This is a genomic window from Oceanobacter sp. ABM4_470, assembly GCF_056158645.1.
In genome coordinates, this window is record NZ_JBSWTR010000001.1 from 1,153,479 (window position 1) to 1,174,961 (window position 21,483).

Sequence of the window (21,483 nt, forward strand, 5' to 3'; positions counted from 1 at the left end):
CCTGGGAAATTAACCGGTCGTCAAGTTAAACGACGGAAGCGCGGCATTATGGGCGTGAATTGTCTGGGTTTGAATAGTTCCAAGGAACAAAAAGTCGATAAAAAGGGAAGCAAAGTGGCATTTATGCGATGAAGGAGCAACAAAGTCGCCACCGCTTCCAAAACCCTACCCGGCAACGGAGGAGCCGGGTACTTGGGTTTACCAGCTTGGGCCGCGGTCGGCTTCCATTTTGCGCACCATGGCATTGAAGAACTTGTCGGCAAAGCCGCTTTCCTTGATCAGCATCTGCGTGAGGCTGGCGCATTTGTCGCCGATGGCGTCGTCCAGAATCACGTCTTCGCCGCCCAGAGCACCAGCGGTTACCTGAATTTCAGCGGCGCGCTGTACGGTCCACAGCAGGAAGAAGGTGCGTTCAATGTCCATTTCACCAACGGCAATACCGTGGTTGCGCAGTACCAGAATATGTTTGCTGCCCAGGCTTTCCAGCATGCGGCCTTTTTCTTCCTGAAACAGGGTGATGCCCTCGAACGCGTGATAGCCAACGCGGTTGAACAGTTGTGCGCCGTAGAAGTTGTTCAGGGCAAAGCCGTTTGGCTTGGCGGCGACGGCGGATACTTCGTTGGTGTGGGTGTGAATCACGCAGTGGATGTCATTGCGGGCGGCATGGATGGCACCGTGAAGGGCGAAGCCTGCCGGGTTGCCGTCGTACGGTGAGTCGTCCAGCTTGTTGCCGTCAACGTCGACCTTGATCAGGTTCAGTGGGGTGATTTCGGTGTAGTTGAGGCCAAACGGGTTCACCAGATAGCAGTCTTCCTGATCCATCAGGCGCGCTGAAATGTGGTTGAAGATGGTTTCAGTCCAGCCAAAGTAATCGACCAGGTGGTAGCAGTGGGCCAGTTTGATGCGTAATGCCCATTCCGCTTCGCTGATGTGCTGTGGGCGACTGATGGTTTGCACGGCTTGTGTCTCGCTCATGGTAACTCCTTGGTGCTCCAGTGCTCGGTTGAGCAAAATTTCGGTGGTTTTTCTGCGCTGTGTTGTTCGGTTTTGTTGTTCGGGCGGCCCTGTTCTTTAACTGCCTGACAGGGCTCTTTTGATTGCTTTTGTATCCGCTGATTTATGTCTGGCTGGTTTGTTGGTTGGCCTGTTGATTGGATAAAAACTCTGCCAGCGCCAGCACGTGTCGAGTGGTCGGCATGTCGATGCCGGTGCGCTCGGCCATTTCGACCACGGCGTGGCCAATGCTGGCGAGTTCCAGCGGTGCGCCTGCTTCGTAGTCTTGCAGCATGGAGGTTTTTACGGCGCCCATGCCGGTGCCCATGTCCATGATGGTTTGTGGGTCGAAACGTACGCGGGCACCGTGGGAGGCGGCGGCCAGCAGGGTTTCGTCCAGAATGCGACGCACCAGACCGGACAAGTGCTCATCGCTGTACAGCTGTTCGAGTGTGGCGCCGGTGATCACCGAAAGTGGATTGGAGGTGATATTGGCGACGATCTTGGTCCAGATCTGATCACGAATGTTGTCGGTGGAGCGGGCTTCTATGCCGGCTTTTTCGATCAGCTGGCGAATGGTTTCCAATCGGTCGGTCATCTGGTGGTTGATTTCGCCCATGATCATCAGGTGCGGATTGCCCGAGCTGGCGGTCGCCGGCGCGGTGCGTGTGGCGGTGATAAACACCACGGCGCCAATAAGATGCTGTGCTGGCACCAATTCGCTGAGGCTGCCGTCGGGGTCGATGGTTTTAACGGCTTCGCCTGCAAAGCGGCTCTGGTCTTTGGTCAGTCCCTGGAAATACCACCAGGGCACGCCGTTCACCACGGGTATGACGACCGTGTCGGCATGCAGCATCGGCTGGATTTGTGCCAATACATCGGCCAGTGCCGGGGCTTTGGTGCACACCAGAATCAAGTCCTGCGGGCCCAGTTCGGCGGCGCTGTTGCTGGCGGTTACGGCTGCCGTGTGTTTGCCGTCGAGGTCGCTCAGGGTTACCCCGTGGGTCAGCAGTTGTTCCAGCGTGCGGCCTCTTGCCAGCATGCTGACGGGTTGTCCTGAAGTGGCCAGTCGCGCCGCCAGGGTGCAGCCAATGGCACCGGCTCCGGCAATACAAATACGCATTTTGTCTTTCCTTTCATTGGTTCCAGTCACTTGGTGCTGGAGGTCGTTCGGTGTTGCAGTCGTGCATGCGATAGAGCGGGATGATCCGCCTGAAGTCCGGGAGCTTCGTTGGCGGATCGGGTTATGCCATAAAGCCGAAGCCTTATGAAACAGCCGTTAGCTTTAGCTGGACAACAGCTCCTGATGCTTACTGGCCAGACCCAGGTAGGCTTCGATCACCCGTGGGTCGTTGGCCAGTTCGGCAGCGGGGCCTTGCATGGCAATTTGGCCACCTTCGAGAACGTAGGCGTAATCCGCCACTTTTAATGCGGCGCGCGCGTTCTGTTCCACCAGCAGGATGGATACACCCTGACGACGCAGGTCGGCAAAGATGCGGAAGATCTCACGGGTGATCAGTGGTGCCAGACCCAGCGACGGTTCATCCAGCATCAGCAGGCGCGGCTTGCCCATCATGGCGCGGCCAATGGCCAGCATCTGGCGTTCACCGCCAGACAGGGTGCCTGCCTGTTGATGGCGGCGTTCGTGCAGACGCGGAAACAGGCTGTATACCTCTGCGAGGGTATTTTCGAAGGTGTCGTCGCCTTTGCGGTAGCGCTGGAAAGCACCCAGCAGCAGGTTGTCTTCCACCGTCATGGAGGAGAACAGCTCGCGCTTTTCGGGTACCAGCCCCAGTCCGCGGCCCACCAGGGTTTCGATTTCCGGGCTGACGTAGTCTTCGCCATCGAAGTGGACGTCGCCTTTGGAAGGCAACAAGCCCATGATGGCCGACAGCAGGGTGGTTTTACCGGCGCCGTTGGGGCCGATCACGGTTACCAGCTGGCCTTCTTCCAGCGTCAGATCGATGCCAGAAACGGCTTCTACCTTGCCGTAGGAAACCCGCAGGTCTTTGACGGCAAGCAGTGGCTTGTTGGTGTTAGGGGCTTGTACGCTCATTCGGCACCTCCCAGATAGGCTTCCAATACAGCAGGGTTGGTCTGGATTTCTTCCGGCAGGCCTTCGGCGATTTTGGTGCCGAATTCCATTACCACGATGCGATCAACCAGCCCCATAACGAAGTCCATGTCGTGCTCAACCAGCAGGATGGCCATGCCTTCGCCGCGCAATTTGGTCAGCAGGTCGGCGAGGGCTTTCTTCTCTTTAAAGCGCAGGCCAGCGGCTGGTTCGTCCAGCAGCAGCACGCAAGGGTCGGCGCACAGGGCGCGGGCGATTTCCAGAATACGCTGTTGGCCCAGTGCCAGTGATCCGGCTTCTTCGTAGAGGAAGTCGCCCAGGCCAACACGTTCAAGCTGGTATTTGGCTTCTTTTAGCAGGCGCTGTTCTTCTTCGCGTTCAAGATGCAGGGCGGCTGGGATCACGCCTTTGGAGCCACGCATGTGGGCACCCAGTGCGACGTTCTCGAGTACGGTCATGGTGGGCAGCAGTTTGACGTGCTGGAAGGTGCGGCTCATGCCCATTTGAGCAACCTGACGAGAGGTTTTGCCTTTCAGGCTCTGGCCCATGAACTTCACTTCACCTTCGGTCGGGGTGTCGACAGAAGACAGCTGGTTGAACATGGTGGATTTGCCAGCGCCGTTGGGGCCGATCAGGGCCAGAATTTCACCGGCGTGCAGTTGCAGGTTCATCTGGTTGTTGGCCACAAGTCCGCCGAACTTACGGGTAACGTCGCAGGCTTCCAGAACCAGATCACCCGCTTTGGGCAGTTCTCGGCATGGCAGTTCAGCGGCGTCGTCGTTAAGCGTCAGATCGGAATGGGCGCGGTATTTGGCAGGCACCAGTTTCGCCAGCAGGCTCATCAAACCGCCTGGCCAGCGCTGCATCATCACAACAATCAGCAGACCGAAAACAATGGTTTCGTACTGGCCGTCACTGCCCAGAATCATTGGCAGCAAATCCTGCAGCCATTGCTTCAGCATGGTCAGTACGCCAGCGCCGAGCAGGGCACCCCAAACGCTGCCAGCGCCGCCGATCAGTGCCATAAACAGGTAGTCGATACCCATGCTCAGGCCGAACGGGGTCGGGTTAACAAAGCGCTGGGTGTGGGCGTAGAGCCAGCCGGATACTGCAGCAAAGATGGCGGAGATCAGGAAGATCACCATTTTTGAGCGGAAGGTATTTACGCCCATGGATTCCGCCATCAGCTGGCCGCCTTTCAGTGCCCGAATGGCACGACCTTCACGGCTGTTCAGCAGGTTGCGGGTGATCAGAATCGCAACGGCCAGTACTGCCCAGATTAGGTAGTAGATCTTTTCGCCCTTATCCAGCTCGATGCCGAAGATCGACAGCGATGGCAGGCCACTCACGCCGGTATGGCCGCCCATCGAAGACATGGTGCCGAACAGGTAATAAAGCGAAATACCCCAGGCAATGGTGCCCAGTGGCAGATAGTGGCCAGACAGTTTCAGTGTCACGGCCCCCAGGAACAATGCCACCGCGGCAGTCAGCAGCAGGCCCATGGCCAAACCGGCCCATGGTGAGCCTGCGGTAAACGCCAGCCATTCCGGCAGCTGCTGGGTGGTGGTCAGGTAGGCCGTGCTGTATGCGCCGAGGCCAACAAAGGCTGCCTGGCCGAAGCTGGTCATGCCGCCAACGCCAGTCAGCAGCACCAGGCCCAGAACCACCAGTGCATACAGGCCGATGTAGTTCAGCAGGGTGACGGTATAGGTAGGCGCTACCATTGGGGCGATGAGTACCACCACCAGGCCAGCCAGCATCAGGTTGGTTGGCTTCAGCAGGTTGTTGGATTTGGTTGCGCTTGATTTCAGAGTTGCAGTGTTCATCACTCGTCATCCTCTACGTGGTGGCTGGTCATCGAACGCCAGATCAGGAATGGGATGATCAGGGTGAAGACGATGATTTCCTTGTAGGTCGAAGCCCAGAACATCGAAAAGGCTTCGATCAGGCCTACCGCAACAGCACCAACGGCTGCCAGTGGGTAGGAGATCAGGCCGCCGATGATGGCGCCAACAAAGCCCTTGAGGCTGATGATGAAGCCAGAGTCGAAGTACAGCGTGGTAATTGGTGCAATCAGGATGCCGGACAAGGTGCCAATGAAGGCTGCCAGAGCAAACGTTGCCTTGCCTGCGAACACTGGCGAAATACCCAGCAAGCGTGCGCCGGTGCGGTTTACGGCGGTGGCGCGTAGTGCCTTGCCATATAGCGTGCGTTCAAACAGCAGGAACAGGGTCACGATCAGAATCACGGATACCAGGATCACCCACAGGGTCTGGCTTTTCAGCATCATCGGGCCAACGCGGAATACCGTGTCTGTGAATGGCTCGGTGCGAGCGCCTTCCGGGCCGAACAGCAGCAGGCCAACACCCACCATGGCAACGTGGACGGCGATCGATACGATCAGCAGCACCAGTGCCGGGGCGTCTGCCAGCGGTTGGAAGAACAGGCGATACATTAATGGGCCCAGTGGCACCATCAATGCCAGTGTCAGCAAGGCCTGGAAGACCATTGGCAGTTCGGCCAGCGGCAGGGTTTGGATCAGCGCGATCATGGCGATCACATAGCCGAGTTTGAGGCCAATGGTCTGGAACTTACGGCCGTCCAGTTTGTGGCGGAATTGGTACAGGTCCATGCCACAGTCGATCAGGGTCAGGGCCAGTAGCAGCCATTCCAGTGCGGGCGCTTTGCCCATTTGAATGGCGGCCATGGTCAGGGCACCAAAGGTGACGAATTCACCCAGCGGGATCAGCAGGATGCGGGTGACGGTAAACACCAGCAAAATCGACAGTGCCAGCAGGGCGTAAATGGCCCCGTTGGTGATGCCGTCCTGCCCCAGAATAAGGGCAATCTGAAAATTCATTGCGTCTGAGTCCTTGCGTTACCGGGACTGCACGGCGGTGCTTGGGCACCGTCTGACTCCGGTAATTGTTGTCGTATTGTGTCTGCGCCTCGCCAGCGGGGAGTTGGGCTGGTGGGCGCAGATCGTGCTCTGCAGGTGTGGCTTGGTCTGATTTAGTCCATCAGCGCCCAGCCACCGTCTTTCACGGTAATCAGTTCACGACCGCGTTCGTCGAAGCCGCTGTGGTCTTCCGGGGTAAGGTTATAAACGCCTTGGGTGGCGGCCATTTCGGTGGTGTTTTCCAGTGCGGTACGCAGTGCAGCACGGAATTCGGCGGTGCCTGGCTTGCCTTGTTCGAGGGCCGCCGGGATGGCGTTTTGCAGCAGCAGGCCAGCGTCGTAAACGTTACCGCCGAAGGTGGCCGGTGCGTTGCCGTAAATACGGGTGTAGCGGTTAACGTAGTCTTCCGCGATGTCCTTCGACTTGCTGTCTGGCACTTCGTCCAGTACCAGCATCAGGCTGGCGGCCAAAATGGTGCCTTCAACGGCTTTGCCGCCGAGGCGCAGGAATGGGTCCAGTGCGGCGCCGTGAGTCTGGTAAATCTGACCGCTGTAGCCCTGATCTTTCAGTGTGGTTTGTGGCATAACCGAGGACGATCCTGGTGCAGCAATCAGTACGGCATCCGGGTTGGACATCAGGATTTTCAGGCTCTGGCCGGTGAGGGAAGTGTCCTGACGCTGGAAGTGCTCGTCAGCAACAATCTTGATGCCGGCTTTTTCGGTCAGGCCTTTCATTACACGGGACCAGTTTTCGCCGTATGGGTCGGCGGTGCCCATCATGCCGATGGTTTTGACACCGGCTTTCTTCATGTGGTCAACCAGTGCGGCGGCAATCAGGTCGTCGTTCTGGGTGGTTTTGAACACCCACTTCTTTTCTTCCGTCATTGGCAGTACCACCGCTGCCGTGCCCACCGGGGCCAGCATTGGCGTGCCGGATTCGGCGGCAAACTGGATCACGCCCATGGCGTTGCCAGAGCCACTTGGGCCAATGATGGCGTCCACTTTTTCATCATCAATCAGCTTTTTGAAGGCCTTTACGGTAGCGGTTGGGTCGCTGGCGTCGTCCAGTGGGATGTAGGTGATTTTTTCACCGCCTGCATGATCTGGCAGCAGCGCGACGGTGTTCTTCTGTGGAATGCCGACCAGTGCGATCGGACCGGTGCTGGATGTCACAACGCCGACCTTGATGTCGGCCATGGCAACCGGGGCAACCGTTGAGGAAGCCAGGGTGGCTGCGGCGATCAGGGCAGAAAGGGTTTTCCGTGATGGCATGAGTATCTCCTGTAATGACCAGTGGCGAGCACCGGTACCTCAAAGCTCTTCGTTGGTGTTCCTGATTCTTGTGTCAGGGTTTTTGAAAAAATGCTCAGGCTGTTTTGCAGGGGGCGTGCCATGTCGGCCTGTGCGTCGTCACTGTGCAATTGCCGGGAGTTGGCCAATTACTTTCCGCGCGGTCTTTTCCGGGTTTTCCCCGGGTATAGCCTCAGGCCTGATAAATGCTGGAAGTTTCACGTATTTTGATTTGAAGGTTTACCGGTTTATTTTGCTGTTTTTAGGTGATTAAAAGTGCAAAAAATAAGATCGTATTTCGAGTGATTGTTAGCTTTGTCATTGATGGGTTTGGGTGTTGCTTAAATTTTACAAATTGATTATTAAATGCCGTTTGTTTTTGTTTTGTTGTAATTAAATCCAATAAAAACAATGGTTTATGAATTATAAGTGGGTTTGTAAGATGGGATCTTGAAGTTTGGAAAGTGCTTTTTATTGGTGCGATTTGAGTTTCACGGCTTCTTTTTTGTGCGTAAAAAATATTGAAAAATTAATTGACAAGTAAAGTTAAAAAAATGATTTTATAAAACGCATCGGGGGGCGATATCCGATATTTTATGTGCTCCCTGGCTCTTTGAATGAGCACAGAAGAAAGCGGGTTCTATCAGACCGCTTCGAGCACAGGACACAGGAGAACAGAGCGATATGCCTGCTTATCAAATTGATAAATCCCTTTGGGGAGGCGACGCATTCGATGCGCTGCTGGCTGATATCCGCGAGCGCCGTCAGGAGTTCGAGGATCAGCAATACATTGCTCAGGACATCATTGAGCGTTTTCGCGAAATCGGTGTGTATCGCGCCATGGTGCCCAAGGCGCTGGGCGGCGACGAACGCTCGCCAATGGAATTCCTGCAAATGGTTGAAGCCATTGCCGCAGCAGACGGTTCATCCGGTTGGGTTGCCAGTTTTGGTATGAACCCAGCCTATTTGGCGGCGCTGCCACTGGAAACCATCGACAAGGTCTGGTCCGGTGGCCCGGATGTGGTGTTTGCCGGCGGTATTTTCCCGCCACAAAAAGCCGAGCGCGTAGATGGCGGCTTTATGGTCAGTGGCACCTGGAAATTCGGCTCTGGCTGCAAGGGTGCATCGCTGATTGGCGTTGGCATCAAAGATGAAAACGAACCACTGCCCCGGATGGCGGTTTTCCCGGCCGACAAGGTCACCATCAAGCCCAACTGGGACGTGATTGGCATGGTTGGTACCGGCTCCCACGACCTGGTGGTGGAAAACCAGTTTGTACCGGAAGAGTGGACCTTTGTGCGGGGCGGAAAACCGAACCTCGATTCGGATTTCTTCCGTTACCCAAGCCTGTCGTTTGCTGCTCAGGTGTTGGCCATTACCTGTGCTGGTCTGGCCCGTGAAGCCCTTGATGTGGTGCAGGCCGAAGCGGCCGGACGCCAGTCTGTGACCGGTGCCCCTAACCTTGGCCAGCGCGAGTACGTACAAATTGAAATTGCCCAGGCCGAGGCCAAATTACGGGCCTCCCGCGCCTTCTTCTATCAGGTGACAGAGGAAGCCTGGGAAACCATTCAACAAGGCGGCAAGCCGTCAGCGGATCAGACCAATCTGATTCGTCTTGCAACCACCACGCTGGCTCACGAATGTGCCGAAGCTGTGCGCATGACGTACGAGGTGACCGGCATGACCGGCGCATACAGCAAGCACCCATTGTCCCGCATTTTGCGTGATTCCCGAATGGTGACCCAGCATGCCTTCATGGGCCGTATCACCCTGAAAAACGCCGGTGCCATGTTCTTCGGCCACGACCCGTTGCCGGGCTATTTGTAAGTGCCAGGCAGTCAGAATCAAGCGAACAGGAGTTAGATAAATGAGCGAAAAGAAACCATTGCGCGTGCTGTTTTGCATGGGCATTAACCAGAACTTTATGGACGCCCCGCGTGAAGAACAGCTCGATGTGTGGGCCTCGTTCGGCAGCATGTGGAATGCCATTCACGATATGGAAGGCGTTGAAGTGATCGGCAACATGGACGACGACCAGAGCATGGTTGGCCCTTCCACCGGTTACCCATGGACCACCTATTTGCTGGCAGACGTGGCCGATTACGACACCGTCGTGGCCTGCTGCAACCTGTTCCGCACCACCGCCGTGGGCGACACCCCGTACAAGCTGTGGCGCTACTGCAAGATCGAATCCCGCATCGGTCGTGAATTGATCGTACAACGGGCGTAAGGCAGAGATCGCCATGACGGATTTGCACGCATTGCAGCAACGCCTGCAACAGCTGGAGCACCAGCAAGCCAGTCAACACGGCATTCGCCGTTGCATCAATCGTTACATGGATTTGTGCGACCGACTCGATGCCCGTACGCCGCTGGACGAATTGGGAGACCTGTTCACCGAGGATGCTTGCTGGGAAGGCAAGGGCGCTCGTTACGCCAATAGCTTCGGTGGCCACCAGGGCCGCGACGCCATTGTCGCCATGCTGGCGAAGTACTGCGTCGAGCCTGCCCATTTCGCCCTTAACGTTCATTACCTGACCTCTGAGCTGATTCAGGTGGAGGGCAATGACGCCAGCGGCAGCTGGAACATGCTGCAGGTATCGACCTTCAGCGACGGCAGATCGCACCTGAACAGCGCCCGTTTGACGGTGCGCTTCCGATGCGATGACGGGGTGTGGCGGATGTGTCATTTCCAGACTGAAAACCTGTTCAGTCGCCCTGTTGATCACTGGAACAGCGACGCCAGCCTGCCTGTTCCGGGCAAGTAGCCGTATTGAACGCAGGTTAGAGCGCCAGCCAGAACGCCGTGCAGATGCCACGCCAACCAAATTGAAAGAGAGATAGCCATGAGTGAATTGATTGCATTGAAAAACATCGGCACCCAAGCCGCTGACATGGTCGATGTAGAAAACGGCCGGGTGAAAAAAGAGCTGTATTCCAACCCGGAAATCTTTGAAGAAGAAATTGATCTGGTGTTCAACAAAACCTGGGTGTTTGTTGGTCACGAAAGCGAAGTGCCGGAAGCGGGCAGCTTCAAAACCTCATACGTGGGTCGTCACCCGGTGATCATCAGCCGCGACCGCAAAATGAACATCCACGTTCTGCAAAACCGTTGTCGCCACCGCGGTGCCACCGTATGTGAAGCTCGCAAAGGCAAAACCAAAGCCTTTACCTGTCCGTACCACGGCTGGGGCTACGGCCTTGATGGCTCGCTGCGTGCGCTGCCAAAACCAGAAGAGTACGACGGCGTTTTCGACAAGAAAGACATGCCGCTGGAAAGCCTCAAGTGGGATTCTTACCAGGGCATGATTTTCGCCACTTTCAACAACGATATTGAGCCACTGGAAGACTTCCTCGGTGGTGCCAAAAAGTGGATCGACCTGTTTATGAAGCAGGGCGGTGGCTATCCACTGCAGGTGCTGGGCGAACACCGTTTCAACTTTCCGGGCAACTGGAAAATCCAGCTGGAAAACACCACCGACGCCTACCACTTCCCGATTGTTCACAAGTCGTTTGTGAGTTCGCTGGATGAAGCCACTGCCGACATCTTCGACTTTCTTGACGGCGAAGGCTTCGTTGAAGACCTCGGCAACGGCCACAGCGTGATGGTGATGATTCCTGAGCTGACCGACCTGGAAGCCGATCTGGATCAGCCGATCCCTGAACGCTTCAACTCACTGGCCCAAGCGTTGCGCGACGAAGGCAAGTCGGAAGACGAAGTGAAGAAACTGGTGCGTGCAGCCCACGGCACTGGCTTCAACCTCAACCTGTTCCCGAACGTGTCCTGCTCTATGGCGTTTTTCCGAGTGCTGCGTCCGGTGTCGGTGGATGAAACCGAAATCCAGCACGTTGCCATTGGCGGTGCCGGTGCACCAAACGCCTTTAACCAGAAGCGCATGCGTTTGCATGAACACTTTCAAGGCCCAATGGGCTTCGGTACGCCAGACGATGGCGAGGCCTGGGAGCGTGTTCAAAAAGGCTCCATGGCCGGTACTGATGGCTGGATTCTGGTTAACCGCGGCATGACCAAACTGCGCGACTCCGTAGACGGCAACCCGCAAGGCGCGGTGTGCTCGGAAACCGGCATGCGCGGAGCCTACGCCAAGTACAAGCAAGTAATGGCCGCCGGTCAAAGCGCCAAAACCACAGACACTGTTGAGGAGAAATAAGCCATGAAATCCAACACTCAACTGCTGGCGCTGGTGACCGAATTCATCAGCTACGAGGCCGACCTGCTGGACCACAAGGGCTATCAGGAATGGCTGTCGCTGTGGACCGACAGCGGTTTGTACATCGTACCGACCGACCTCAACGAAACCGACTACCTCAGCACCCTGAACCTGGCTTTGGATGATGCCGACATGCGCCGTATGCGTGTGGCTCGACTGGAAAACGGTGAGTCGGTATCCGCCAATTCCGTTGGCTCAACCGTTCGTATGGTGTCACGGGTACGCATTCTGGAAGCTGGAGATGAGGCCGTGATTGTGCGCTCAGCGCAAACCCTCAACGAACTGCGCCACGGCAAGCTGGTGACCTATCCGGCCAACGTCGAATACACCCTCAAGCCGGTGGACGGTGGTTTCCGGATTGAGCAGAAAGTCGTCAAGTTGCTGCACGCCGATGGCTTCCTGCGCACCGTCAGCTTCGTTTTCTAATTGGCCAGGCAGAAGGAAATTTCCATGACCACAAGTACCGCAACACAGCCAGTGGCACTGGTAACCGGCGCTGCCCAGGGCGTTGGCTTTCATATTGCCAGTCGACTGCATCAAGCCGGTTATCGGGTTGTTGTGACGGATATCAACGTCGAAGCCGCCCAAGCCGCAGCCAACGAGCTCGATAACAGTGGTGCCACCGCCATGGCGGTGGGCCTGAATATCGCCAGCAAAAGCGACTATCAGCAGGCGCTGGACGCCGTGATCGATCGCTGGGGCAGTGTCCAGGTGTTGGTAAACAACGCCGCTGTAACACGCGCCACACCGGTGATGGAGATTTCCCTCGAAGAGTTCAACGAAGTGGTCAGCATCAACCTGGGTGGCTGCTTCGGTGGTTGCCAGGTGATGGGCGCCTACATGGCCGAGCAGGGCTTTGGTCGCATCATCAACATGGCCTCGCTGGCAGGCCAGAACGGCGGCACCAGCACCGGTGCCCATTACGCGGCCTCGAAGGGCGGCATCATCACCATCACCAAGGTGTTCGCCAAGGAACTGGCAGCCAGTGGCGTGACTGTAAACGCCATTGCCCCAGGCCCGATCGAATCGCCGATGGTGAAAGCGCTGGTGCCGGAAGAACGTCTGCCAGGTCTACTGGCCAACATTCCCGCTGGACGCCTGGGAGACGCCGATTTTATTGGCGACATGGTGGTGCAGCTGGCGCGTCCGGAAGCCTATTTCACCACGGGGACTACGTGGGATGTCAATGGCGGCCTGTTCATGAGGTGATCGGAGCTAACTGCGTTGGCATGGCGTCGGACGTCCGACGCCAATCGCGAATGAATTCGCTCCTACGCACATGAGCAATGAGAGCAGCTCGTAGCTCTCCTGAATAAAGCGTCAGACGCCAGACCTCAGACGTCTGACCAAAAAGAAATACTCACGCAGAAAACCGGCCTGGCCGGACGGAGAAATAACATGACAGACGAGTTGTTGACCGTCGTCGTTCGCAAGCGCGAACAACAAGCCGAAGGCGTTGTTGCGCTGGAGTTGGTAGATCCAGCAGGGCAGCCTTTGCCGGTGTTTGAAGCAGGTGCACACATTGACCTGCATTTAAAGGGCGATCTGGTGCGTCAGTATTCGCTTTGTAACAACCCCGCCGACCGCTCGGCGTATCGGGTTGGGGTATTGCGCGACCCGGATTCCCGCGGCGGTTCCATCGCCGTCCACAAGCATTTGCACGAAGGCACCGAACTGCAAATCAGTGCCCCGCGCAACCTGTTTCCACTGTCTGAAACGAACGGTCGTTCGATCCTGATCGGCGGCGGTATTGGCATCACGCCAATGATTGCAATGGCGTATGCGCTGCATGCGGCGGGTAAGCCGTTTGATATCTGGTACTGCGGTCGCTCCCGTGCCACGTCGGCCTTTATCGACGACCTCGCCAACAGCCCATTCGCTGCGCAAGTTCATTTCTGGTTTGGCGACGAACACGACGGCAAGCGGGTTGATCTTGAGGCCGTTTACGAAGGCAGCGATGACACCACCCATATGTACACCTGTGGCCCGGCGGGCTTTATGGATTGGGTGATGAACGCCGCAGCCAGCAAAGGTTTCAGCGACGACCGCATGCACAAGGAATTCTTCCAGGTGGAAGTAGAAACCGGCGGCGAAGCCTTCGAGGTATACGCCGAGGCCAGTGACATCACCGTTACGGTGGGGCCGGATCAAACCATCGCCCAGGCACTGAACGCCGCGGGTATGAAAATTCCGGTGTCGTGCGAGCAGGGCACTTGCGGTACTTGCCTGTGCGACGTGGTGGAAGGCATTCCCGAACACCGCGATGTGTTCCTGACCGATGAGGAAAAGGAAGACAACGACCAAATGACCATTTGCTGCTCACGCTCCAAAACCCCGCGTTTGGTGCTGGACCTGTGAGTCGGCCAACAGCTGGAGATATTTCCATGATTGATACCCAGGCATTTCGAAATGGCATGGCTCTGCTGGGCGGCGCTGTTAACGTTATTACCACCGATGGCAAAGCCGGACGCTTTGGTTTTACTGCCACCGCAGTGTGCAGTGTTACCGATGAGCCACCGACACTGCTGGTGTGCATGAACCGCAATTCGTACGCCCACGACCACTTTAAGGCCAACGGCGTGTTGTGCGTCAACGTACTGAATGGCGATCACCAGAACGTGTCGTGGGATTTCGCCAACCGCGATCTGAACAGCGAGGAGCGATTTGCCCGTCATTCATTCACCAACCTGACCACCGGCGCTCCGGCGCTGGACGAAGCGCTGGTGAACTTCGATTGCACCATCCACGAAAGCCACGAAATGGGCTCGCACACGGTGTTTTACTGCCGCATTCAGGATGTTCGCATAGGTTCTGCCGATGCTGGCCTGGTGTATTTCAATCGTAATTACCACCGTTTGTGCGACAGCTCGGTGGCATAGGCCACTGGGTCGCTACACCGGCAACGATCTCCGGGGGCATGGGAGATCGTTGCCATGCAAGACGCCGGGCAAGGACAGGTCCGGTGGTACGAGGGGGCGGCGAAGCCGGGGGCTTCGTTACCAGCGAAAAAGAGCGGTTGAAACGTTTTGTTGTAGTTGAGCAAAACCGCCAATCACCCTAACGGCTGTTCGTTTGGTCTGGCATTTTGCTGGCGGGCGTTAGCAGCACTGGTACTGAGCAAAGAAAAAGGAAAACCACGATGAAGAGACACACTATTTCCACGACAGGCTTGCTGGTGTCGGCCATGGCCGGTTTGGCTGCCACGGGTACTGCGCAGGCAGACTTTATGGAAGATTCAGCGCTGAAAATGCAGCTGAAAAACTACTACCTGGATCGCCGCTACACCAAAAATGACACTGAAGAAGGCAACTGGTCGCAAGCCGTCGACCTGCAGTTTATCTCCGGCTACACCGACACCAAGGTGAAGGTGGGTCTGGATGTGAACACCACCGACGCCATTGTGCTGGACTCCGAAGGTAATGACGGCTCGCTGCCACTCGACAGCGATGGTGAAGCCGTCGATAACTACGGTCGTCTGGGTGCCACCCTGAAGCTGAAATATTCCAACACCGAATTGAAAATTGGTGACTACCGTCCACACCTGCCGGTGGCCTGGGAAGACCCAAGCCGCGTGCTGACCACCATCTACGAAGGTGCGGTGCTGGAATCCAAAGAAGTGGAAGGCCTCGACCTCAAAGCGGGTGTGTTCTGGAAAGCCGTAACCCGTAACTCGTCTGATAAAGAGGAGTTCTATGTTTACCGTGGCCAGGATGAAAACCGCTCCGACGGCTTGTACTTTGCCGGTGCGACCTACGGGTTTACCAAAACGCTCAGCGGTACTTACTACTATGGTCAGCTGAAGGATTTCTACACCCAGAACACCTACGCACTGGCCTACAAAAACAAATTTGGCAAGACGGGTGTTAGTTACGACCTGCGCTACCTGGACTACGGTAACGACGGCAAAGCCTATGGCGGCGATGACATGGATGTGGATGTAGTGAGTACGGGATTGGGCCTTGTGCATGGCAACCACAAACTGCGTTTGAGCTACCAGAGTATCGACGGCGAGCGTGCGGTGCCAACGCTGAACGGTTACGTGCCGCAGCCTTACACCCTGCATTGGTCAATGGCCGCCTTCATCATGCCGGATGAAAAATCCACCGGTATTCGTTACGGCTACGACTTTAAAGACCTGGGTGCGCCGGGTCTGTCGCTGATGACCCAGTACATTTTTGGTAAGGACATTGACGTTGCTGGTGGCGATAACCATCACCAGTCCGAGCGAGATGTATTCCTGACCTACGCCGTGCAGGATGAAACCTTCAAGGGTTTGGCCTTCTCCGCCCGTGATATGTGGATTGACCGTAGCTGGACCTCCGGCTTCCGCGAATTCCGCTTTATCACTACCTATACCCGTCAGTTCTGATGATTGGGAGCCGCCCAGCTTTGGGTGATTGATTGTATTTGAACCTGAGCGACAGAAAGCGACCGCGGATTTCCGCGGTCGCTTTTTTGCTGGTAGCAGATGATTGAAAAACAAGGAAAGACCGATGTTGGATCGACGCTTTTACCATGGCCGCAATATGCAGCGGGTGCAATCAGTGGACGAAATGGCCGCGCTGGCAAAGCGCAATTTGCCCGCGTTTGCCCGTGAGTATTTACTGGGTGGCGCTGAAGATGAACTGACTCTGAAGGCCAACCGTGAGGCGTTTCAGTCGCTGTCTTTGCAGAGTCGCACCCTGGTGCCGAATCACCCGCCGCAATTACAGTCTTCCATGATTGGAAAGCCGTCGGCGTTGCCCATGGCCATCGGCCCAACCGGGTTTAATGGCTTGCTGTGGCCGCAGGCGGATCTTGCGCTGGCGACATCGGCCATGAAGGCGTCGATTCCTTTTTGCCTCAGCACAGTGGCCAATGCTTCGGTGGAGCAAGTTCGGCAGGCCTGCCCGCAGCTCGATTTCTGGTTTCAGCTATATGCCCTGAAAGATGCAGGCATACAGCAAGATCTGTTGCAGCGAGCCCGGGATGCCGGGGTCGATACGCTGGTGATTACGTCGGATGCGCTGGTGGTTGGCAACAGGGAGTGGGACCGTCGAAATTTCAGTGCTCCGCGTCGGTTAACCTTCAGAAATCAGCTGGATGTGTTGTTGCATCCACAATGGCTACGACGGGTAATGCTGTCGGGATCGGATGGCATCGGCTTGCCGTCGATGGGCAACCTGAACCCGTATTTGCCTGCGGGGCAGCGGTCGGCGCTTGGGGCCATGCAATTTATTGCTGAACAACTTAACGTCCTGTTGAGCTGGGATGATCTGGCAACAATTCGCGCGCTATGGCAAGGCAAGCTGGTATTAAAAGGCGTATTGCACCCGGGCGATGCCCGATTGGCGTTGGATACTGGTGTGGATGCATTGGTGGTCAGCAATCATGGTGGCCGCCAGCTGGACGGTGCTATCAGCTCCATGGCGGCACTTGGGCCGATAGTTGAAGTGGTCGATGGCCGTATTCCTGTTCTGCTGGATTCCGGTATTCGTCGTGGCGTTGACGTCATCAAGGCCATCAGCTGTGGCGCATCGGGCGTATTGCTGGGTCGCGCGACGCTGTTTGGCGTAGCTGCCGCTGGCCAGACGGGCAGCGACCGGGTGTTGGCGTTGCTACAGGAAGAAATGGCCCGAGCGATGAATTTGATGGGGTGTTCGTCTCTTTCAGGATTAGCAGAGTTAAATCCTGGCTGACTTTTTACATCACGGGGCTAAAAGCACTGGCCTGACCGGCACGGTTTTCTATACTTCAATCAAAGTTTGTAATAAGTTGTTTCAAGTGTTGGGCCATTAAGGCCAACGGGAGGCGCAGTATCACGGCCATTTCATGCTTCGGTATGACCCGCTTTTAAACAGCACAGACAAGCTCAGCGCACGACTCACAGGGATCAGTGAATAATAATAAAACACCCTGGCTGGGAGGTGACTATGCCTGATTTGCTCTCGCTCACTCTTGTAGTAGCAACCATTGCCATCGTATTCGTGGTTGTCCGCTCCGGCGTTTTTAATCCGGTTCGCCCGGTATGCCTGCGCGTCGAAACCCGCCCATCTGCAGAAATTATTAACCTCGAACATTATCGCCGTCAGCGTGCGGTACTGATGCGACTGCGTCAGGGCCGGGCTCGCAAGGCTTGATCTTTTCACGGGCTTGTTGCCTGTAAGCGCTTGGCGACAGGCCCAATGTGCCCCCCGTTCAGGGTTGGTAGCACTCCTTCGTTCCTTACTCATGCCATGCCCATTAATGGCGTGTTTGTCGTTCTTAATGTTTAAAAATATGGTTGCGAATTGGACGGTTGAAGTATGGGTTTTGCTGTACTTTTCGGCTTGAAACTCATGTTTCAGCGGCTTTTATTGTTGGTTTTTGCGTTTTTATTGGTTTTTAGCCGCAGTTTGGGTCATCGAAGATGACTTTTTATGAATTTGGGTGTTGTTGAAATACAGTTTTTATTGCGTGAATATTCAAGTAATTGCTGGCGTTGTTACATCGCCGTTTGTTACTGAGGAATTACCATGCAAGCACCTGAAAATCTGGCTCGTTATTCGTTAATGCAGATGCTGGAGGGTATTGAATCCGGCGCGTTTGGCACCGAAGACGTCATCCATGCCTGTTTTGATCAGATTGAGCAACGTGAGCCGGAGGTACAGGCCTGGCAGTACCGTTTGCAGCGTGACGAGTATCTGGCTCAGTACCGCAGTCGCAAGGCCTTCTATGACCAAAGCTTGCTGAAGGGTTTGCCGTTGGGGGTAAAGGACATCATTGATACGGCCGATATGCCGACGGAGCTGGGGTCGCCGATTCATGAGGGTCGTCAGCCAGTTGATGATGCCACCTGTGTGGTGCTGCTGAAGCAGGCGGGAGCCATTGTGCTGGGCAAAACAGTGACGACGGAGTTTGCCTACTTCAAGGCCGGTGCCACGCGTAACCCGGCTGATACTTCTCGCACTCCGGGCGGTTCTTCCAGCGGTTCGGCGGCGGCGGTGGCCGATTTTATGGTGCCTATGGCGTTGGGCTCTCAAACCGCAGCGTCGGTGATTCGTCCAGCGGCCTACTGCGGTGCGGTGGGGTATGTTGGCAGTCGTGGCGAATATTCGTTGCGCGGTGGCCAGCCGTTGGCGCAGTCGCTGGATTCGCTGGGGGTCTTTGCTCGTCAGACCGATGACATTGCACTACTGAGGGCGGTATTGCTGAGAACGAGGTCAGAACATCAGACCGCAGCCGTTGAAGCACCACGTAAGCCTGCCAAAATTTTGATGTGTCCGGGCAGTTGGCTGGGTCCGGTGTCGGTCGAGATGGCCACTGCGTTGGAAGAAGCGACCGAACAGCTGTTGAAGGCTGGCGTTACCATTGCGATGCTGGATCAGGACGTTGCCGGCGACCAGGGGCTGGGCGGCCTGGTTGAACATCACGCCACCATTATGGCGTGGGAAGTGTGCCGTAATTTGGCCGCTGAGGCGGCGCAGCCAGAGTTGCTGAGCCCGCAGATGCAGGACTTGATCAATAAAGGGCTGGTGATGTCTCGTGAAGACTATCTGGCTGCGCTGGCGGCAGTGGATCAGGCGCGGTTGCAGCTGCATAAACATTACCCGGACGTAGATGCCATCATCACGCCCGCTGCGCCGGACATCGCGCCGCTGGCGGAAGAGGGCACCGGTTCGCCACACATGAGCCGCGCCTGGCAGGCATTAGGGTTGCCGACGGTCACTCTGATCGGCGTGAAAAACCGTCAGGGCGTCCCATTGGGCTTGCAATTGGTCGGCCGTAGTCGTGGGGATGATGCCTTGCTGGCGACGGCGGCGTGGGTGAATCGTGTGGTCGAGGTGTCTGTTTGATTTTCAGACGATTTTGCTAAAAACTGGCAAAAACGTATATACGATGTCTATACTGGTTACGGCTCCAAAGGAATTGGGATAACAAAAACAAACACCCCTGTAGGAGGTGCCCATGACTGAACTCGTTGCCGTAACCATGGCCGCAGGAGTAGCGGCCGCCATTGTGTTGGGATTTGCCAGTGATGTGAGTTTGCAGGAGTGGCGTTTTGGCCACAGCAAGCAGCACGATAATCATCGGTAGTTCTGCCACCGCGCATGATTCCCGTTAGCCATATGGCTTGCATTTGGCTGCTAGTGACGGGAATGAAAACGCTTTGGTCTGGCACTGAAATGTCAGGCAGGCCAAAGTCCGTTAAGCCCTGTTTTTTCTATTTCTCTCTATTCCTATCCCTGTAGCTACGCCTCATCTGTAATCGAGCTATTTATTTCTGAGCTCTGACAGATGACGACGGTCGTCCAGTGTTGATAGCAGTACCGCGATGGCGACGCCGATGCTGGCGCCGGTGAGTGTGTCCAGCACGCGCTCGGGCACCATGTTGTCGCCGACCAGATGAGGGGCGGCCAGATAGGTCATCAACAGCGCCATTGGCGCGACGAACATTTGGCCGATGGCGTAGTTCATGCCGATGAAAATTTCCGTCAACACCTGGAATACGGCGATGACCGCCAGCAATTCCCAGATAGTCGGCTGCTGCTGCAAAACCGCCCAGGCCATAACAGCACCGATGGTGGTTCCGACCATTCGTTGCAGGGCGCGACTCATGTTCAGATGCAGATAGGCACCTTGCATCACCGCCAGTGTTCCCATGCCTGCCCAGGCCGGGTAGTGGGCATCAAACAGGTAATGGGAGGCGAAAATCGCCAGCGCCGCTCCCAGCGTGATGCGAGCAGCCACGGCCAGCCGTTCGTTGACCGGTTGCAGTGGTGGGATGGGCGGGAAGTTGGTATTTGGTCCCGGAACCTGTCGCAACAGCGCCGTGGCAATGCAGATCAGCCAGCCAAACAGGGCGGTGGCGCCGGTGGCTAACGTGCGCTCGATTACGTCGGTGCCACTCAATTCAGGGGCGATGCTGGCGCCCGCGGCAAAGACAAAAATCAACGGGCCCGGCAGCCATAGCCCGGTGGTGGAGCAAATAAACACCAGAACACCCACCATCAGCGACAGTAAGCCCAGTTGCAGTGGGATTGGAAGTTGTAGCCAGCCTGCCGTCGACATGATCAATACCGTCGTGGTTTGCATCAGAGAGGCCAGCAACAGGATTTTGGAGCGCTGCAAACGGGGCTCAAAGCGCCCGAACAGGATGGCCAGTGCACCAAGCCCGGCAAAGCCTACCAGATGTGGCCATTCGGAAAAGTGGAACAGGGTAATCGCAATCACCGCGGTCAGTGCCGTTTGCACGCCGGTGAGAACGTTGTTTCGCATGCTGGCCGACGGTGCCAGTGCCACACTTTCTTTCAGGCTGTCGCTATGAAACAAGTGCCGGGCGGCATCGCGCCGACGGTGTGTCTGTTCGTTGCCGTTCTCGTTGTGAGGCGGCTTGTTGGTCTCGTTGTGAGGCGGCTTGTTGGTCATGAAAGTCCTCGGAGCAGTTCCGAATGTCTGTGGCCTGAAGTCAGTCTTTATGGGGTGTCGCTTCGGCATGCTCGAAGTCGGTCAATTTTTGCTGAATGTGGCGCAGGGACGCCGACATTTGAACGATGTCCTCGTCTGTTAAACCGCCAAGGATATCCAGCTCTGCAATAGCCAGCTGCTGTTGGATAGCAGCAACCTGTTGGTGGCCATGCTGAGTAAGCAGAATTTGCTTGGCGCGGGCGTCCGTTTCATCGCGTTTGCGCTCAACCAGTCCATCGCGATCCAGTTTGTCGATGACACGTACCAGGCTGGAGCTGTCGACGCCAACCAACAGCGACAGCTCTTTCAGCAGAATGCCGTCTGGGTGGTCGCGTAAATGCATCAGCGGCACCCAGGTGGTGTCGGTCATGCCGGAGCGGGCCAGATGCGCCTGCATTACCCGTCGCCATTGGCGCGCCAGCAGGGAGAATTTGATGCCAAAGCGGGCACGAAGGTTGTCGGCGTTGTTCATTCTTTGATGGTGTCGATATTTAGTTTGAATTGCAAATCAAATTTATTAGAGGCGGGTTTTGGGAGGCGGGAGTGAGCGGGGCGCGTAGCCTCGGGAGTCGA

Annotated in this window: 21 protein-coding genes; 13 read left to right on the top strand and 8 right to left on the bottom strand. The window is 56.3% G+C overall.

Going from position 1 to position 21,483, the window contains the following annotated elements:
• Positions 1-198: 198 nt before the first annotated feature.
• The 6 genes from ACXADJ_RS05025 to ACXADJ_RS05050 all read right to left on the bottom strand — a co-directional run bounded on the left by ACXADJ_RS05025 (position 199) and on the right by ACXADJ_RS05050 (position 7,237).
• Positions 199-975, bottom strand: coding sequence for a class II aldolase/adducin family protein (locus ACXADJ_RS05025; protein WP_475063760.1), 777 nt, complete (start codon positions 973-975; stop codon positions 199-201).
• Between the two features lie 142 nt (positions 976-1,117).
• On the bottom strand, positions 1,118-2,116 hold the full coding sequence (locus tag ACXADJ_RS05030; protein ID WP_475063762.1) for a ketopantoate reductase family protein: 999 nt from the start codon (positions 2,114-2,116) through the stop codon (positions 1,118-1,120).
• Positions 2,117-2,278: 162 nt separating this feature from the next.
• Positions 2,279-3,049 (bottom strand): ABC transporter ATP-binding protein, encoded by a 771-nt coding sequence (locus ACXADJ_RS05035; protein ID WP_475063765.1) that lies wholly within the window; start codon positions 3,047-3,049, stop codon positions 2,279-2,281.
• On the bottom strand, positions 3,046-4,893 hold the full coding sequence (locus ACXADJ_RS05040) for a branched-chain amino acid ABC transporter ATP-binding protein/permease (RefSeq protein WP_475063767.1): 1,848 nt from the start codon (positions 4,891-4,893) through the stop codon (positions 3,046-3,048). Before ACXADJ_RS05040 ends, ACXADJ_RS05035 begins: the two co-directional genes overlap by 4 nt.
• Positions 4,893-5,927, bottom strand: coding sequence for a branched-chain amino acid ABC transporter permease (locus ACXADJ_RS05045; RefSeq protein ID WP_475063769.1), 1,035 nt, complete (start codon positions 5,925-5,927; stop codon positions 4,893-4,895). Before ACXADJ_RS05045 ends, ACXADJ_RS05040 begins: the two co-directional genes overlap by 1 nt.
• Before the next feature lie 152 nt (positions 5,928-6,079).
• Positions 6,080-7,237 carry an ABC transporter substrate-binding protein gene (locus tag ACXADJ_RS05050; protein WP_475063771.1) on the bottom strand — a complete coding sequence of 386 codons (1,158 nt, stop codon included), beginning with the start codon at positions 7,235-7,237 and terminating at the stop codon, positions 6,080-6,082.
• A 702-nt stretch (positions 7,238-7,939) separates the two neighbouring features.
• Between ACXADJ_RS05050 and ACXADJ_RS05055 the strand changes: the two genes are divergently transcribed.
• The 13 genes from ACXADJ_RS05055 to ACXADJ_RS05115 all read left to right on the top strand — a co-directional run bounded on the left by ACXADJ_RS05055 (position 7,940) and on the right by ACXADJ_RS05115 (position 19,539).
• Positions 7,940-9,082: an acyl-CoA dehydrogenase family protein gene (locus tag ACXADJ_RS05055; protein ID WP_028294102.1), complete on the top strand. Its 1,143-nt coding sequence runs from the start codon at positions 7,940-7,942 to the stop codon at positions 9,080-9,082.
• Between the two features lie 40 nt (positions 9,083-9,122).
• A complete protein-coding gene (locus ACXADJ_RS05060; protein WP_475063773.1) occupies positions 9,123-9,485 on the top strand; it encodes an IacB protein in 363 nt (120 codons plus the stop codon).
• Positions 9,486-9,498: 13 nt separating this feature from the next.
• Complete coding sequence (locus ACXADJ_RS05065; RefSeq protein WP_475063777.1) at positions 9,499-10,023, top strand: nuclear transport factor 2 family protein; 525 nt, start codon at positions 9,499-9,501, stop codon at positions 10,021-10,023.
• Between the two features lie 78 nt (positions 10,024-10,101).
• Positions 10,102-11,424 (top strand): aromatic ring-hydroxylating oxygenase subunit alpha, encoded by a 1,323-nt coding sequence (locus ACXADJ_RS05070; protein WP_475063781.1) that lies wholly within the window; start codon positions 10,102-10,104, stop codon positions 11,422-11,424.
• A gap of 3 nt (positions 11,425-11,427) precedes the next feature.
• Complete coding sequence (locus ACXADJ_RS05075) at positions 11,428-11,910, top strand: aromatic-ring-hydroxylating dioxygenase subunit beta (RefSeq protein WP_475063783.1); 483 nt, start codon at positions 11,428-11,430, stop codon at positions 11,908-11,910.
• A gap of 24 nt (positions 11,911-11,934) precedes the next feature.
• Positions 11,935-12,693 (top strand): SDR family NAD(P)-dependent oxidoreductase, encoded by a 759-nt coding sequence (locus tag ACXADJ_RS05080; RefSeq protein ID WP_475063785.1) that lies wholly within the window; start codon positions 11,935-11,937, stop codon positions 12,691-12,693.
• Between the two features lie 189 nt (positions 12,694-12,882).
• Positions 12,883-13,842: a PDR/VanB family oxidoreductase gene (locus ACXADJ_RS05085; protein WP_475063787.1), complete on the top strand. Its 960-nt coding sequence runs from the start codon at positions 12,883-12,885 to the stop codon at positions 13,840-13,842.
• 26 nt (positions 13,843-13,868) lie between these two features.
• Positions 13,869-14,363, top strand: coding sequence for a flavin reductase (locus ACXADJ_RS05090; RefSeq protein ID WP_475063790.1), 495 nt, complete (start codon positions 13,869-13,871; stop codon positions 14,361-14,363).
• A 260-nt stretch (positions 14,364-14,623) separates the two neighbouring features.
• Complete coding sequence (locus tag ACXADJ_RS05095) at positions 14,624-15,853, top strand: OprD family outer membrane porin (protein ID WP_475063792.1); 1,230 nt, start codon at positions 14,624-14,626, stop codon at positions 15,851-15,853.
• Between the two features lie 124 nt (positions 15,854-15,977).
• Positions 15,978-17,162, top strand: coding sequence for an alpha-hydroxy acid oxidase (locus tag ACXADJ_RS05100; protein ID WP_475063794.1), 1,185 nt, complete (start codon positions 15,978-15,980; stop codon positions 17,160-17,162).
• Positions 17,163-17,396: 234 nt separating this feature from the next.
• Complete coding sequence (locus tag ACXADJ_RS05105; RefSeq protein WP_475063796.1) at positions 17,397-17,603, top strand: hypothetical protein; 207 nt, start codon at positions 17,397-17,399, stop codon at positions 17,601-17,603.
• Between the two features lie 375 nt (positions 17,604-17,978).
• Positions 17,979-19,298, top strand: a complete 1,320-nt coding sequence (locus tag ACXADJ_RS05110; RefSeq protein WP_475063798.1) for an amidase — start codon at positions 17,979-17,981, stop codon at positions 19,296-19,298.
• A gap of 112 nt (positions 19,299-19,410) precedes the next feature.
• Positions 19,411-19,539, top strand: coding sequence for a hypothetical protein (locus ACXADJ_RS05115; RefSeq protein ID WP_475063800.1), 129 nt, complete (start codon positions 19,411-19,413; stop codon positions 19,537-19,539).
• Positions 19,540-19,716: 177 nt separating this feature from the next.
• Here the strand turns inward: ACXADJ_RS05115 and ACXADJ_RS05120 are convergent, their stop codons facing one another.
• Both ACXADJ_RS05120 and ACXADJ_RS05125 read right to left on the bottom strand, forming a co-directional pair.
• Complete coding sequence (locus ACXADJ_RS05120; protein ID WP_475063802.1) at positions 19,717-20,871, bottom strand: FUSC family protein; 1,155 nt, start codon at positions 20,869-20,871, stop codon at positions 19,717-19,719.
• 40 nt (positions 20,872-20,911) lie between these two features.
• Positions 20,912-21,382, bottom strand: a complete 471-nt coding sequence (locus tag ACXADJ_RS05125) for a MarR family winged helix-turn-helix transcriptional regulator (RefSeq protein ID WP_475063805.1) — start codon at positions 21,380-21,382, stop codon at positions 20,912-20,914.
• Positions 21,383-21,483 lie beyond the last annotated feature (101 nt).